12 protein-coding genes are annotated in these 14,036 nt (G+C 73.0%); 7 read left to right on the top strand and 5 right to left on the bottom strand.

Annotated features, from left to right (window positions below):
- Positions 1-36 precede the first annotated feature (36 nt).
- Positions 37-1,710 carry an FAD-binding dehydrogenase gene (locus ACIPPM_RS20795; RefSeq protein ID WP_401450148.1) on the bottom strand — a complete coding sequence of 558 codons (1,674 nt, stop codon included), beginning with the start codon at positions 1,708-1,710 and terminating at the stop codon, positions 37-39.
- A gap of 37 nt (positions 1,711-1,747) precedes the next feature.
- Positions 1,748-2,362, bottom strand: a complete 615-nt coding sequence (locus ACIPPM_RS20790; RefSeq protein ID WP_401449816.1) for a TetR/AcrR family transcriptional regulator — start codon at positions 2,360-2,362, stop codon at positions 1,748-1,750.
- A 117-nt stretch (positions 2,363-2,479) separates the two neighbouring features.
- Here ACIPPM_RS20790 and ACIPPM_RS20785 point away from each other — a divergent pair, with 117 nt between their 5' ends.
- Together ACIPPM_RS20785 and ACIPPM_RS20780 are read left to right on the top strand one after the other, a co-directional pair.
- Entirely contained in the window at positions 2,480-3,109 is a 630-nt protein-coding gene (locus ACIPPM_RS20785; RefSeq protein ID WP_401449814.1) for an alpha-ketoglutarate-dependent dioxygenase AlkB, read from the top strand.
- 56 nt (positions 3,110-3,165) lie between these two features.
- Positions 3,166-3,912: an MBL fold metallo-hydrolase gene (locus ACIPPM_RS20780; RefSeq protein ID WP_401449812.1), complete on the top strand. Its 747-nt coding sequence runs from the start codon at positions 3,166-3,168 to the stop codon at positions 3,910-3,912.
- A 3-nt stretch (positions 3,913-3,915) separates the two neighbouring features.
- On the opposite strand, the gene ACIPPM_RS20775 is transcribed toward ACIPPM_RS20780, so the two are convergent.
- Complete coding sequence (locus ACIPPM_RS20775) at positions 3,916-4,800, bottom strand: universal stress protein (RefSeq protein WP_401449809.1); 885 nt, start codon at positions 4,798-4,800, stop codon at positions 3,916-3,918.
- 192 nt (positions 4,801-4,992) lie between these two features.
- Between ACIPPM_RS20775 and ACIPPM_RS20770 the strand changes: the two genes are divergently transcribed.
- The 3 genes from ACIPPM_RS20770 to ACIPPM_RS20760 are packed head-to-tail and all read left to right on the top strand — an operon-like array spanning position 4,993 to position 8,473.
- Complete coding sequence (locus ACIPPM_RS20770) at positions 4,993-6,669, top strand: FAD-dependent oxidoreductase (RefSeq protein WP_401449806.1); 1,677 nt, start codon at positions 4,993-4,995, stop codon at positions 6,667-6,669.
- Entirely contained in the window at positions 6,666-8,126 is a 1,461-nt protein-coding gene (locus ACIPPM_RS20765) for an ATP-binding protein (protein ID WP_401449803.1), read from the top strand. The genes ACIPPM_RS20770 and ACIPPM_RS20765 overlap by 4 nt, the downstream gene beginning before the upstream one ends.
- Positions 8,123-8,473 (top strand): UBP-type zinc finger domain-containing protein, encoded by a 351-nt coding sequence (locus tag ACIPPM_RS20760; protein ID WP_401449800.1) that lies wholly within the window; start codon positions 8,123-8,125, stop codon positions 8,471-8,473. The genes ACIPPM_RS20765 and ACIPPM_RS20760 overlap by 4 nt, the downstream gene beginning before the upstream one ends.
- A 3-nt stretch (positions 8,474-8,476) precedes the next feature.
- On the opposite strand, the gene ACIPPM_RS20755 is transcribed toward ACIPPM_RS20760, so the two are convergent.
- Positions 8,477-9,682: an SGNH/GDSL hydrolase family protein gene (locus ACIPPM_RS20755; protein WP_401449797.1), complete on the bottom strand. Its 1,206-nt coding sequence runs from the start codon at positions 9,680-9,682 to the stop codon at positions 8,477-8,479.
- 145 nt (positions 9,683-9,827) lie between these two features.
- Positions 9,828-11,624 (bottom strand): M4 family metallopeptidase, encoded by a 1,797-nt coding sequence (locus ACIPPM_RS20750; protein ID WP_401449795.1) that lies wholly within the window; start codon positions 11,622-11,624, stop codon positions 9,828-9,830.
- 314 nt (positions 11,625-11,938) lie between these two features.
- On the opposite strand from ACIPPM_RS20750, the gene ACIPPM_RS20745 reads away from it, so the two are divergent.
- Positions 11,939-13,150 (top strand): serine hydrolase domain-containing protein, encoded by a 1,212-nt coding sequence (locus tag ACIPPM_RS20745; RefSeq protein WP_401449793.1) that lies wholly within the window; start codon positions 11,939-11,941, stop codon positions 13,148-13,150.
- Between the two features lie 72 nt (positions 13,151-13,222).
- Positions 13,223-13,900: an AIM24 family protein gene (locus ACIPPM_RS20740; protein ID WP_401449790.1), complete on the top strand. Its 678-nt coding sequence runs from the start codon at positions 13,223-13,225 to the stop codon at positions 13,898-13,900.
- Positions 13,901-14,036: the final 136 nt, after the last annotated feature.

The raw sequence follows: 14,036 nt of genomic DNA, 5'->3' as shown, positions 1-14,036 counted from the left end.
CGGCGCGGGACCTCCTCGCGTGCCGGACCGGCGCCGTCAGCCGGTCTGCCGGGCCGCCGCCCGGCCCGCGGCGCGGCCGGAGAAGAGGCAGCCGCCGAGGAAGGTGCCCTCCAGTGCGTTGTAGCCGTGCACCCCTCCCCCGCCGAACCCGGCCACCTCACCGGCCGCGTACAGCCCGTCGACCGGGCTGCCGTCGAGGCCGAGGGCGCGGGAGTCCAGGTCGGTCTGGATGCCGCCGAGGGTCTTGCGGGTCAGGACGCGCAGCCGGACGCCGATCAGCGGGCCCGCGGCGGGGTCGAGGAGGCGGTGCGGGGCGGCGACCCTGCCGAGCCGGTCGCCGATGTAGCGGCGGGCGTTGCGGATGCCCTGGACCTGGGAGTCCTTGCTGTAGGGGTTGGCCAGCTGGCGGTCGCGGGCCTCGATCTGGCGGCGGACCTGGGCCGGGTCGAGCAGGGCCTTACCCGTGAGGCCGTTCATCTTCCCGACCAGTTCCTCCAGCGTCCCGGCGGTGACGAAGTCCTCGCCCTTGTCGAGGAACGCCTGCACGGGGGCCGGGGCGCCCTTGCCCAGCACGCGGTCGCGGAGCACGGCCCCCCGGTCCTTGGCGGTGATGTCGGGGTTCTGCTCGGAGCCGGAGAGCGCGAACTCCTTCTCGATGATCTTCCGGGTGAGGACGAACCAGGAGTGGTCGTATCCCGCGATGTCCTCGGTGGTGCGCAGGTGACGGAGGGTGCCGAGGGTGTCGTAGCCGGGCAGGCAGGGGTCGGGCAGGCGGCGGCCGCGGGCGTCGAGCCAGATCGAGGAGGGGCCGGGCAGGATGCGGATGCCGTGGCCGGGCCAGATCGGGTCCCAGTTGGCGAGGCCCTCGGTGTAGTGCCACATCCGGTCCCGGTTGACCAGGCGTACCCCGGCCTCCGCGCTGATGTCGAGCATGCGGCCGTCGACGTAGGCGGGGACACCGGTGACCATGTCGGCCGGGGGTGTGCCGAGCCGTTCGGGCCAGTGGCGGCGGACGATGTCGTGGTTCGCGCCGATGCCTCCGGTGGTGAGGACGACGGCCTGGGCGGTCAGCTCGAACTCCCCCGCCGCGTCCCGGCTGGAGGCGACACCGCGCGGCGCGTCGTCGGGGGCGAGCAGCGTGCCGCGTACCCCGCGGGCGGTGTTGCCGTCGATCAGCAGCTCGTCGACGCGGTGCCGGTGGTGGAAGGTCAGCAGCCCGTCCCGAGCGGCCTGCCGGGCGTACCGCACGAAGGGCTCGACCACGCCGGTGCCGGTGCCCCAGGCGATGTGGAAGCGGGGTACGGAGTTGCCGTGGCCGTCGGCGCGCAGGTCGCCGCGCTCGGCCCAGCCGACGGTGGGCAGCAGCTCGATGCCGTGGCCGCGCAGCCAGGACCGCTTCTCCCCGGCCGCGAACTCGACGTAGGCGCGGGCCCAGCGCACCGCCCAGGAGTCCTCGTCCTCGGTCCGGTCGAAGCCCGCGCTGCCCTGCCAGTCGTTCCAGGCGAGGTCGAGGGAGTCCTTGACGCCGAGGCGGCGCTGCTCGGGCGAGTCGACCAGGAAGAGGCCGCCCAGCGACCAGTACGCCTGGCCGCCGAGATTGGCGGCGTTCTCCTGGTCCAGCAGGGCCACCTTCCGGCCCCGGCTGGTGAGTTCGTGCGCCGCGACCAGGCCGGCCAGGCCGGCTCCCACGACTATGACGTCCGCGTCCATGGAGTCCTCGTCCTTCCTTCCAGGGGTCATGCAGGGTTCATGCCGGGTCGCCGCCGCCGGACAGCAGAGGCGTGAGCAGGTGTTTCAGCCAGTCGCGGGCGGCGTCCACGTCCTTGTCCAGCAGGAGCTGGACGGTGACACCGTCGTAGGCGGCGACGACCGCGCGGGCGGCGGCGTCCACCCCGCCGGGTGGTGTGGAGGTGGCCTCGGCGCGGCGCAGCCGGTCGGCGACGGCCTCGCGCAGCCGGGCCCGGTGGTCGAGCAGGGCCTCGGCGACGGCCGGGTCGCGGGCGGCGTGCACCAGGAAGTCGGTCTTCACCAGCAGCCAGTCCACGTCGAGCAGCAGCACCTCGGCGACCCGGTCCACGGAGGCGGCCACGTCCAGCGCGGGGCCGTCCTGAGCGAGGGCGTCGGCGACCTGGGCGGCGATGAGGTCGGCGCGCTCCTGGTAGAGGGCGAAGAACAGCTCGTCGAGAGTGGCGAAGTTGGAGTAGAAGGCGCCCCGGCTGTATCCGGCGGCCTCACAGACCTCCTCGATGGAGACCCGCCCGAACCCCTTGGCGGCGAACACCGCGAAGGCGGCGGCGAGCAGCTCGGCCCGCGTCCGCGCCCGCCGCTTGGTGACACGCGGCGCCTTGTCGTGAGTCGTCATCGCCCTCACCTCCCGTTTGATACGGGAATGTATCCGATACATCTTTGTATCGAAAGAGTTCTGCGCGTCGCGATCAATTCATAGAACGTATTTTCGATTTAGGAGTACGCTGGCCCCATGTCCACGCATCTCCAGAGTTCGCTGTTCGACCAGGCCGACGAGCTGCGCCTCGGTCCGCTCGACGGGCTGCGCCGGACCGTGCTGGGTTCCGGGGCCTGGATCGACGTGCTGCCGGGCTGGCTGAGCGGCGCCGACGCGCTGTTCGAACAGCTGGCCGCCGAGGTGCCCTGGCGGGCCGAGCAGCGCCGGATGTACGACAACGTGGTGTCCGTACCGCGCCTGCTGGCCTTCTACCGCGAGCGGGAACCGCTCCCCCACCCGGTGCTGGACGAGGCCCGCGAGGCGCTCTCGGCGCACTACGCGCCGGAGCTGGGCGAGCCCTTCGCCACCGCCGGGCTGTGCCACTACCGCGACGGGCGGGACAGCGTGGCCTGGCACGGTGACCGGAGCGGGCGGGGCAGCCGCGAGGACACGATGGTCGCCATCCTCTCGGTCGGCGCGCCCCGCGATCTGCTGCTGCGCCCGGCGGGCGGCGGCCCGGTGGCGGTCCGCAAGCCCCTCGGGCACGGCGATCTGATCGTGATGGGCGGCTCCTGCCAGCGCACCTGGGAGCACTGCGTCCCCAAGTCGGCGCGCGCCACCGGCCCCCGGATCAGCGTCCAGTTCCGGCCGCGCGGGGTGCTCTGACCCCGGCGTCTGATTGGCTGGCGCCGAGAAGTCACCGGCCGGAAATCCGAGGGAACATGCGGGCACAGCTACAGCACGTCGCGGACGGCGTCCATCTGGTGCGCGGGCACCACGTCAACTGGGTGATCCTGAAGGACGGCGACGCCGTCACGCTCATCGACACCGGCTATCCGGGAGACCGGGAGGGACTGCTCGAATCCCTCGCCGCCGTGGGCAGTTCACCCGAAGCGGTGGCGGCGGTGCTGATCACCCACGCGCACAACGACCACCTGGGCTCGGCCGAGTACCTGCGCGCGGCCCACGGCACGCCGGTCCTGCTGCATCCGGCCGAAGTCCCGCACGCCCGGCGGGACTTCCTCCAGCAGTGCTCGATCGGTGACGTGGTGCGCAACGCCTGGCGGCCCGGTGTGGTGCCGTGGGCGGCGCATGTGATCAAGGTGGGCGGCATCGAGCAGCACCCGGTCGTGAAGCCCGAGCCGTTCGCCGCCGGGGACGCCCTCGACCTGCCGGGGCGCCCGGTGCCCGTGCACACCCCCGGCCACACCGACGGGCACTGCGTCTACCACCTGCCCGAGGCGGGCGTCGTGATCTCCGGCGACGCCCTGGTCACCGGGCACGCGACCTCCCGGGTCCGGGGCCCGCAGATGCTGCACGGCTTCTTCCACCACGAGACGGAGCGGGCCGTGACCTCGCTGGACCTCATCGCCGGGCTGGAGGGCGACGTCCTGCTGCCCGGCCACGGCCCGCTGTACGAGGGCCCGGTGCGGGCCGCCGTCGAGCGGGCCCGCGACCGGGCGTCCTGAGCGTCAGGCCGGTTCGGCGGCGGGCCGGTCCTGCGGGACCACGGCGACCGGGCTGCCCGCGTGGTGCAGCACCCCGTGCGCGACCGAGCCGATCCGGGCGCCGACCGCCGTACGGCGTGCCCGGCGGCCCACCACGAGCAGCTGGGCCCGCGTGGCCTGGGAGACCAGCACCTGTCCGGCGCTGCCCATCTCGACGTGCTCGACGACGGGCACGCCGGGGAACCGCTCCCGCCAGGGCGCGAGCGCGTCGGCCAGGGCCCGCTTCTCGTACGGTTCGAGGCCGCCCGCGTCGTCCAGCAGCTTCAGCGAGCCGGGGCTGTAGGCGAAGACCGGCGGCAGGGTCCAGGCGCGTACCGCGCGGACGGTGGCGCCGCGGGCGGCCGCCGTCTCGAAGGCGAAGCGCAGCGCGGCGGCGCTGTCCTGCGGGGTGCCGTGCTGGCCGACGACAATCTCGCGTCCGGCGGACTCGGCCTCGGCCCGGTCCCCGGCGCGCACCAGGATCACCGGCCGCGCGGCCTCGGCGACGACCCGGAGGCCGACCGAGCCGAGCAGGAAGCCGACCACCGCGCCGTGCCCGCGGGTGCCGAGGACCAGCGCCTCGGCGTCCTCCCCGGCCGCGAGGAGCGCGTCCACGGCGTCGTCCTCGGTCAGCTCGGTGCGCACGTCCAGTCCGGGGTGCCGTCCGGTGAGGGCGCGGACCGTGCCGCCGATGCCCTCCTCGACCCAGCCGAGCTGGGTGTCCCGGTCGGCGGGCAGCTCCCCGACCTGCTCCCAGGCGTGCACCACGCGCAGCGGCAGTCCCCGGCGCACGGCCTCGCGGGCCGCCCAGTCCAGCGCGGCCACGCTCTCCTCGGTACCGTCCACCCCTGCCGTGATCGGGCGTGTCATGCGTGCGGTCTCCTCGTCGTCCGGCGTGCTCTGTCGTCGCCATGACCCTGCCACAGCGGGCGGGTGCGTCCGCCACCCGGCGGCCGGAGCGCACTGGGGCGAAGCGGGAGAAACGCACATACGATGGGCGGGAACCGGCGCGAGGGACCAGCGACACCGTCCCGTGCACCCGACCGCTCGGGGTGAGAACGCATGGCACAGCCGACCGACGTGAGCCGGACCGTCCTGATGACCGTGGACGACGATCCCGGCGTGTCCCGCGCCGTCGCCCGCGATCTGCGGCGGCGCTACGGCGCGTCGTACCGCGTGGTGCGCGCGGAGTCCGGGGAGTCGGCGCTGGAGGCGCTGCGTGAGCTGAAGCTGCGCGGCGATCAGGTGGCGGTGATCCTGGCGGACTACCGGATGCCGGTGATGAACGGCATCGAGTTCCTGGAGCGCGCGATGGACGTGCATCCGGGGGCACGGCGGGTGCTGCTGACGGCGTACGCGGACACCGGGGCGGCGATCGACGCGATCAACGTGGTGGACCTGGACCACTATCTGCTCAAGCCCTGGGACCCGCCGGAGGAGAAGCTGTACCCGGTGGTGGACGACCTGCTGGCGGCCTGGCGGGCCGGGGACCGCCGGCCGGTGCCGGTCATGAAGGTGGTGGGCCACCGCTGGTCGGCGCGGTCGTCGGACGTACGGGAGTTCCTGGCCCGCAACCAGGTGCCGTACCGCTGGTACTCGGTGGAGGAACCGGAGGGGCGGCGGCTGTTGGACGCGGCCGGGCAGGACGGGCAGCGGCTGCCGCTGGTGATCATCCCGGACGGCGGGGTGCTGGTCGAACCCGAGGCTCCGGAACTGGCCGCGCGAGTCGGGCTGGCGACGACGCCCACGGCCGACTTCTACGACCTGGTGGTGATCGGCGGCGGCCCGGCCGGGCTCGGCTCGGCGGTGTACGGGGCGTCGGAGGGCCTGCGCACGGTCCTGCTGGAGCGTTCGGCGACGGGCGGGCAGGCCGGGCAGAGCTCGCGGATCGAGAACTACCTCGGCTTCCCCGACGGTGTCTCCGGCGCCCAGCTCACCGACCGGGCCCGCAGGCAGGCGACCCGGTTCGGCGCGGAGATCCTCACCGCGAGTGAGGTGACGGGTCTCGAGGTGAACGGCGCGGCGCGGATCGTCCGGTTCGCGGACGGCTCCGCGATCGGCGCGCACAGCGTGATCCTGGCGACGGGGGTGCAGTACCGGCGGCTGACCGCCGAGGGCTGCGCCGGGCTGACCGGCTGCGGGGTGTTCTACGGCTCGGCGCTGACCGAGGCGCCGTCCTGCCAGGGGCACGACGTGTTCGTGGTGGGCGGCGCCAACTCGGCGGGGCAGGCGGCGATGTACCTGTCCCGGTTCGCCAAGTCGGTGACGCTGCTGGTGCGCGGGCCCGACCTGTCGGCGTCGATGTCGCAGTACCTGGTCCAGCAGATCACCGAGGCCCCGAACATCTCGGTGCGGGCCCGCACGGAGGTGGAGGCGGCGCACGGCTCGGACCGGCTGGAGCGGCTGACGCTGCGCCGGGTGGACACGGGTGAGGCCGAACAGGTCGACGCGCAGTGGATGTTCGTGTTCATCGGCGCCGCCCCGCTGACCGGCTGGCTGGACGGGACCGTACGCCGGGACGGGCGCGGTTTCATCCTGGCCGGGCCGGATCTGACCGTGGACGGGGGCCCGCCGGAGGGCTGGGAGCTGGACCGGCCGCCGTACCACCTGGAGACCAGTGTGCCCGGCGTGTTCGTGGCGGGCGACGCGCGCGCGGAGTCGGCCAAGCGGGTCGCGTCCGCCGTAGGAGAGGGAGCCATGGCCGTGATGCTCGTCCACCGGTATCTGGAGCAGTCGTGAGCGGGCGGCCGATGCCGTGCAGCCCCGGCGAGATCGGCAGTCTGTTCCTGTTCGAGCGGCTGTCGCCCGAGCAGTTGGGGCGGCTGTGCCGGGAGGGCCGGGTGGAGCTGTTCGAGCCGGGTCCGGTGTACACCGAGGGTGACCCGGCGACCTGTTTCTACGTGCTGATCGAGGGCGCGGTCGTGCTCTCGCGGCGGATCGGCGCCGAGGACGTGGAGGTGTCCCGGACCGCGCAGCGCGGGGTGTACGGCGGTGCGATGCAGGCGTATCTCGGGGACCGGGTGCGGCAGGCGTACAACAACTCGATGCGGGTGACGGAGCCGACGCGGTTCTTCGTGCTGCCCGCGCCGGTGTTCGCGGAGATCATGCGGGCCTGGTTCCCGATGGCGGTGCATCTGCTGGAGGGGCTGTTCTTCGGCTCCAAGAGCGTGCAGGCGGCGATCGGGCAGCGCGAACGGCTGCTGGCGCTGGGCTCGTTGTCGGCGGGGCTCACCCATGAGCTGAACAATCCGGCGGCGGCCGCGGTGCGGGCCACCTCGACCCTGCGGGAGCGGGTGGCGCGGATGCGGCACAAGCTGGCGCTGATCGCGGAGGGGCCGTTCTCCCGGGACGCGCTGGCGAGCCTGATGGAGATCCAGGAGCGGACCGCCGAGCGGGTCGCCAAGGCGCCGGTGCTCGGTCCGCTGGAGGCGGCCGACCGGGAGGACGCGCTCGCCGACTGGCTGACCGACCACGGCATCGCGGACGGCTGGCGGCTCGCCCCGGTGTTCGTGCAGGCCGGGCTGGACGCCGACTGGCTGGAGCGGGTGGCCTCGACGGTGGACCGGGAGATCCTGGGCGGCGCGGTGGGCTGGCTCAACTACACCATCGAGACCGAGCTGTTGATGAATGAGATCGAGGACGCCACCACCCGCGTCTCCCAGCTGGTCGACGCCGCCAAGCAGTACACCCAGCTGGACCGGGCGCCGTTCCGGGTGGTGGACGTGCACGAACTCCTCGACAGCACCCTGCTGATGCTGTCCGGGAAGCTCGGCCCGCACATCGAGGTGGTGCGCGCCTACGACCGTACGCTGCCCTCGCTGCCGGGCTATCCGGCCGAGCTGAACCAGGTGTGGACCAACCTGATCGACAACGCGGTGGCCGCGATGACCCAGGACGGCGGCGGGGGCACGCTGACCGTGCGGACGGCGCGGGACGGGGAGGTGGCGCTGGTGGAGTTCGGGGACACCGGTCCGGGGGTGCCGCCGGAGATCCGGGACCGGATCTTCGACCCGTTCTTCACCACCAAGCCGGTCGGCTCGGGCACCGGTCTCGGGCTGGACATCTCGCGGCGCATCGTCGTCGACAAGCACCACGGCACCCTGCTGCTGGAGTCGGCCCCCGGCGACACCCGCTTCCAGGTCCGCCTTCCGCTGAGCACCGGTACGGAATCCGAGAGAACCCAGGAGAGCGCATGAGCGAGGACACCGCGATCGACCCGTCCGTGCCGCCGAGCGGTACGGGGTGCGTGGAGTGCGAGAAGACGGACAGCTGGTGGTTCCATCTGCGCCGCTGCGCGCGGTGCGGGCACATCGGGTGCTGTGACGACTCGCTGGGCAAGCACGCCACCGCGCACTACCGGGCCACCGGCCATCCGGTGCTCCGCAGCTTCGAACCGGGCGAGGACTGGTTCTGGAACTACGCCACGCAGGAGGTGTACGAGTCCGGTCCCGCGCTGGCGCCCCCGGAGAGCCATCCCGCCGACCAGCCGGTGCCGGGCCCGGCCGGACGGGTTCCGGCGGGGTGGGAGCGGTTGCTGAGCTGAGCCTCAGCGGCGGCAGTCGAGGCTCTCGGGGTCGACCGACCCGGCGATGGCCCGCATGCCGTCGTCGTCCGGGTGGAGGTGGTCGCCCGCGTCGAGGTCCGGGCGCAGCCGCTCGGGGTCGCGGGGGTCGCGCAGGGCGCGGTCGACGTCGGCGACGGCGTCGAAGCCGCCGTCGGCCCGCATCCGGTGGTTGACCTCCCGGCGTACCGCCTCCGCGTCCGGGTCCCACTGGAGCCAGCCCTTGAAGGGGGCGACGGTGGCGCCGATCACGCAGAGGCCCGCCGCGTGGGCCCGCTTCGTGATCTCCCGGTAGCCCGCGACGATCTCGGCCGCGCTCGCCCCCTCCTTCGCCTTGAGGTCGTTGACGCCCTCGTAGAGGATCACGGCGCGCACACCGGGCTGGGAGAGCACGTCCCGTTCCAGTCGGCGGACGGCGCTCGGGCCGCCGTTGTTGCCGGTGAGGACCCGGTTGCCGGATATCCCCGCGTTGGCGACGCCCGTGCCGTCCGCGCGCAGCCGCCGGGCGAGGTCGTCGGGCCAGCGCCGGTCGCGTCCGGGCGTGGACCCCCAGCCGTCGGTGATGGAGTCGCCGAGCGCGACGACCGCGCCGGTGCGGGGGTGTGCGGGGCGTACGGAGACGGCGTCGAGGTACCACCAGGAGCCGGTGGTGCGGGTCCAGCCGGTGTCGCCGTCGCCGCCGGGGTCGGCGTCCTCGCCGAGGTAGGAGGTGGTCAGGGCCATCTCGTGGCCGGTGGCGGGCCCGTGGGCGTCGGGGGTGCGCAGGCTGACGGCGAGGCGGGCCCCGGCGGGGACGCGGCCGGGCAGCGGGTCGCTCCAGACGGTGCCGCCCGCCGGGACGGTGACGGTGTCCTCGCCGTCGAAGGTGAGCGCCCGGTTGCTGTCCGGTTCGAGCGCGGCCCCGTCGGCCTGGAGGCCCGCGTGGGCGGAGTCGACGGTGAGCGGGCGGTTCCCGTAGGCGTTGGAGAGCCGGACGCGCAGGTCGCTCCCGCCGGCGCTGACGCGCAGGATCAGCCGGTAGGACCGGTCGGCGCCCTGCCCGAGGCGCTGGGCGCTCGCCGCCCAGGTGACGACGCCGGAACCGCGCACGGTGGCCCCGGACGGCGTGGTCGCGAGGGCGGGCGTCGTCTGACCGGCGAGGGTGAGCAGCAGGACGGCCGCCGCCCGGCAGGCTCTCCCCCGGCCGTTCACCTGGCCGGTTCCTTCGTCTGGCCCATGCCTGTGATGGTCCCGCCGACGCCCGCGCCCCGCACCTCGGTACGTTCCGTGTCGGCTCGTACACCGGGGCCCCGCCCCGCGCGGAGGCGGGACGGGGCCTTGGCGGAGCCGGTGTGCGTCAGCGGTTCGCCGGGGTGTTGGCGGCCTTGACGTTGACCGCGGCCCAGGCCCGGTCGACGGTCCGGTACTCGGTGCTGGTCGCGCCGTACAGGTCCCTGGCCGCGTTCAGCGTCGCCACGCGGGCGTCGTGGAAGTCGGTGGTGGAGACCATGTAGCGGGTCATGGCGCGGTAGAAGATCGCCGTGGCCTTGGTGCGGCCGATGCCCTTGACGGCGCCGCCGTCGTAGGTCGGGGAGTCGTAGGAGACCCCGCCGATCTTCTTCTTGCCGCTGCCCTCGGCGAGCAGGTAGTACGCGTGGGACGAGACGCCGGAACCGGCGTGCACCTCGGTGTCGTACGTGGCCTTCGACCAGTAGTCGACGGTGCCCTCCAGCTTGTCCAGGGAGGGGCGGTCGAGGCGGCGCAGGAACTTCTGCCGCAGGCCCAGCTTCTCGCCCACCAGGTAGTTCGGCGGGTTCTTCGCGTTGTTTGTGTAGAACTCCACGTCGGAGCCGAAGATGTCGGCGAGGGACTCGTTGAGCGAGCCGGGTTCGCCGTACTGGTTGCCCTTGCGGTCGACGTAGGTCGGCTCCAGCTTGGCGGTGGCGTCGACCACGCCGTGGGTCAGCTCGTGGCCGGTGACGTCGAGGACGACCAGCGGTTTCCTGATCGTGTCGTCGCCGTCGCCGTACAGCATGCAGCCGCAGGCCGGGTCCCAGAAGGCGTTGCCGATCTTGCGGCCCCAGTGGACCATCGCGCGGGCGGCGGTGCCGTTGTTGGTGATGCCCGCCCGGTTGAAGGTCGCCTTGTAGAAGTCCAGGGTCTTGGTGATGCCGTACTGGGCGTCCGCGGCCGCGCTGTTGCGGTTGCCGGTGGTGCCGTTGCCCCAGGTGTTGGCGGTGCCGGTGATGGCGCCGCCGCTGCCGAAGGTCTCGGTGTAGGTGCCCTTGGCGTCCCGGGTCTCGGTGTTGTGCCGGGTCGGGTCCTTGAGCTGGAAGTGGCCGCGCGAGGTCTGCGTGGTGGTCAGCGGGACGTTGCCCACGAACAGGGTCCTGCCGGTGCCGCGGGCGGTGGCCGGGTAGCCCGAGGCGCCCGAGGTGATGCCCGCGACGAGGCCCGACGCGGCCGGGGCGGAGGTGGACGGGGTGACGGTCTCGCCGCGCGCCCGCAGCGCCGTGCGGAGCTTCGGCGAGAGGAACTCGTCCGCGTTCGGGATGTTGCTGCGGACCTCGCCGGTGACGGCGTCCACGACGACCGTGCGGGAGCCGCTCGCGCCGCCCAGGGTGCTGCCGGTGACGGTGACCTGGTAGGCGAGGGCGGTCTCGCCGTCGCGCGCGTCGACGACGAGTTCGGTGCTTGTGTCGTCACCCTCGGCGGCGTCGGCCGCTGTGGCGGCTGCCTGCCTGGGGGTGATCCGGGCGTCGGCGGCGCTGGCCCGCACGGACTGGCCGGCCGCGGTGGTCACGCCGGTGTAGGCGAGCTGCCGGTCGAGGTGGACGACGAGGTCGCCGCCGAGCACCGGCATGCCGCCGTGGGCGCGCTGGAAGCGGACGTGGCGCCCGCCCTCGGGGTCGAACATCACGTCCTGCGTGCGGAGTTCGTCGCCCGTGCCGACCCCGGAGGCGTCGGCGTGGGCGAAGGCGGCCGCGCGGGCGGCGTTCACCACGGGGGCGGTCCGTGCGGCGGTCCGGACGCCTTCGGCGCCCGTGCGGGCCGTCGGAGGCGCGGGGCGGGCGAAGGCCGTACCGGCCAGGCCCGTGGCCGCCGTCGCCACCGCGACGGCGACGGCCACACTGCGTATGTGCGGTCTGCGCACCAGGGGTTGTTCCTTCGTTCGACGGCGGCCGGGCATGCCGGACGCCGTGACACATGGCGCCGTGGGGCGGCCATCGGGGCAGGCGGGTCGCGCCCCGAAGGTTCACCCTTTCGGATGAGTCATGGCCACGTAAAGAAGGAATGATCCATTTCGCTGCCCTCCGGGACAATCCTTTGCCCAAAGGACACCCCGGAGTGATCGCCACCTGGCCGACTGTGTGTCGACTGGGGAGACGGGCCGTCAATCCCCTAGGTTCCAGGCCGGAATGTGACGCATGTCGCAGCAACGGCGGTGTGGACGGGAGTGGTGACCTGATGGTCTCGGCAACGGTGGGCAGGAGCGCGGTACTCGGGGCGGTGGCGCTGTCGCTCCTCGTCGTCCCGGCACAGGCGGCGACCGGGGCGAAGGACGCGGCGGCCGCCCTCCCCGCACCCGACACGGCGGGCGTGGACGGCGTGCTGCGCACGGTCCGCACCCAGGGCGCCCCGGCCGCGCTGGCCCGGATCGACGACCAGGGCCGCAGCCATCTGATCAGCCGGGGCGTCGCCGACCGGGGCACCGGCCGCGCGGCGAGCACCGCCGACCGGTTCCGCATCGGCAGCGTGACCAAGACCTTCTCCTCGGTCGTCCTGCTCCAACTGGCCGACGAGGGCAAGCTGGACCTGGACGCGCCGGTGAACCGGTATCTGCCGAAGCTGCTGCCGAGCGACGCCATCACGGTGCGGCACGTACTGAGCCACCGCAGCGGTCTGTACGACTACACCAACGACATGTTCGCCGAGAGCGTCTCCGGCTTCGAGGGCGTGCGCAAGAAGGTGTTCACCTACCCCCAGCTGGTCGCGCTCTCCCTGAAGAAGCCGCGCGTCAACGCGCCCGGCGCGGCCTACTCGTACTCCAACACCAACTTCGTGGTCGCGGGCATGCTCATCGAGAAGATCACCGGGCGCCCCGTCAAGGAGGCGTACCAGAACCGGATCACGGGGCCGCTGAAGCTGCGGGACACCTTCTACGTGCACCCCGCCACCACGATCCCCGGCCGGTTCGCCCGCGGCTATCTCACGCCGGACCGGGCCGGTGACCCGCTGTTCGACGCGACCGAGCAGACCGTGTCCTGGGCGCAGAGCGCGGGCGCCGTCATCTCCACCGCCAAGGACCTGAACACCTTCCTCGGAGCGCTGCTCGGCGGCAGGCTGCTCTCCGCCGCCGGGCTCGCGCAGATGGAGCGCTTCACCAAGGTGGACACGACCACCGCGTACGGCCTCGGCCTGCGCCGCCGGGACCTGTCCTGCGGCATCTCGGTGTACGGGCACACGGGCGCGGTGCAGGGCTACTACACCTACGCGTTCGCCACGAAGGACGGCAAGCGGGCGCTGACGGCGGTGGCCACCACCTCCAACAACGGCAAGGTCCTCAACACGCTCGCGGGCGCCCTGGAACCGGCGTTCTGCGGGAAGACCGCCAAGCAGCGGCGCGGCCCGGCACTGGTGGAGCGCAACGCCGACATGGCTCCTGCCTCGGAGCGCTGAACTACCTCTCCCGGACGGACCCGCCACTCCGCGATCTTGGCGGAACGGGCCCGTCCGGGACACCATGCGCTCATGAAGGGTGACCTCTTTTCCAGTGAGCACATGGTCCGTCCGGCCGTCGAGCCGGGAATGGCGATAGAGAACGGCAAGTGCGTCAGGTACGCGGTGGACGGTGAGATGCTCGCCCGCCAGGGCGCGATGATCGCCCACCGGGGCAACCTCCAGTTCGAGCGCAAGGGCCAGGGCGTGGGCGGCATGCTCAAGCGCGCGGTGACCGGCGAGGGACTCCCGCTGATGGTGGTGCGCGGTCGGGGTGAGGCGTGGTTCGCGCACGAGGCGCAGAACTGTTTCATCGTCGAGGTGGAGCCCGGTGACCAGTTCACCGTCAACGGCCGCAACGTGCTGTGTTTCGACGCCTCGCTGTCGTACGAGATCAAGACGGTGAAGGGCTCCGGCATCGCGGGCGGCGGCCTGTTCAACAGCGTGTTCAGCGGGCACGGCAGGCTGGGTCTGATCTGCGAGGGCAACCCGCTGGTGATCCCGGTCTCGCAGCAGGCGCCGGTGTACGTCGACACGGACGCGGTGGTCGGCTGGAGCGCCGGTCTGCGGACCTCGCTGCACCGCTCGCAGTCCATCGGGTCGATGCTGCGCGGCGGTTCGGGCGAGGCGGTGCAGCTGATGCTGGAGGGTGAGGGCGTCGTGGTGGTCCGGCCGAGCGAGGCCACGCCGCAGAAGCCCCAACAGCACTGATTCCGTGGGGGGTTCCCCGCGCCACTCGGAGTGATCCGCGTCGCACGGGCAACCCCCGTCGCCGTACCCGCGTCTTGCCCCACGACCGACCACGCCCCGGCCCCCCGGTGGACCGGGGCGATTCGCCCGCCTGCTA

Source organism: Streptomyces sp. NPDC090119 (assembly GCF_044747085.1).
Lineage (GTDB): Bacteria > Actinomycetota > Actinomycetes > Streptomycetales > Streptomycetaceae > Streptomyces.
Note: the sequence above shows the minus strand (reverse complement) of the source record. Positions and strands in the feature narration are given on the sequence as shown.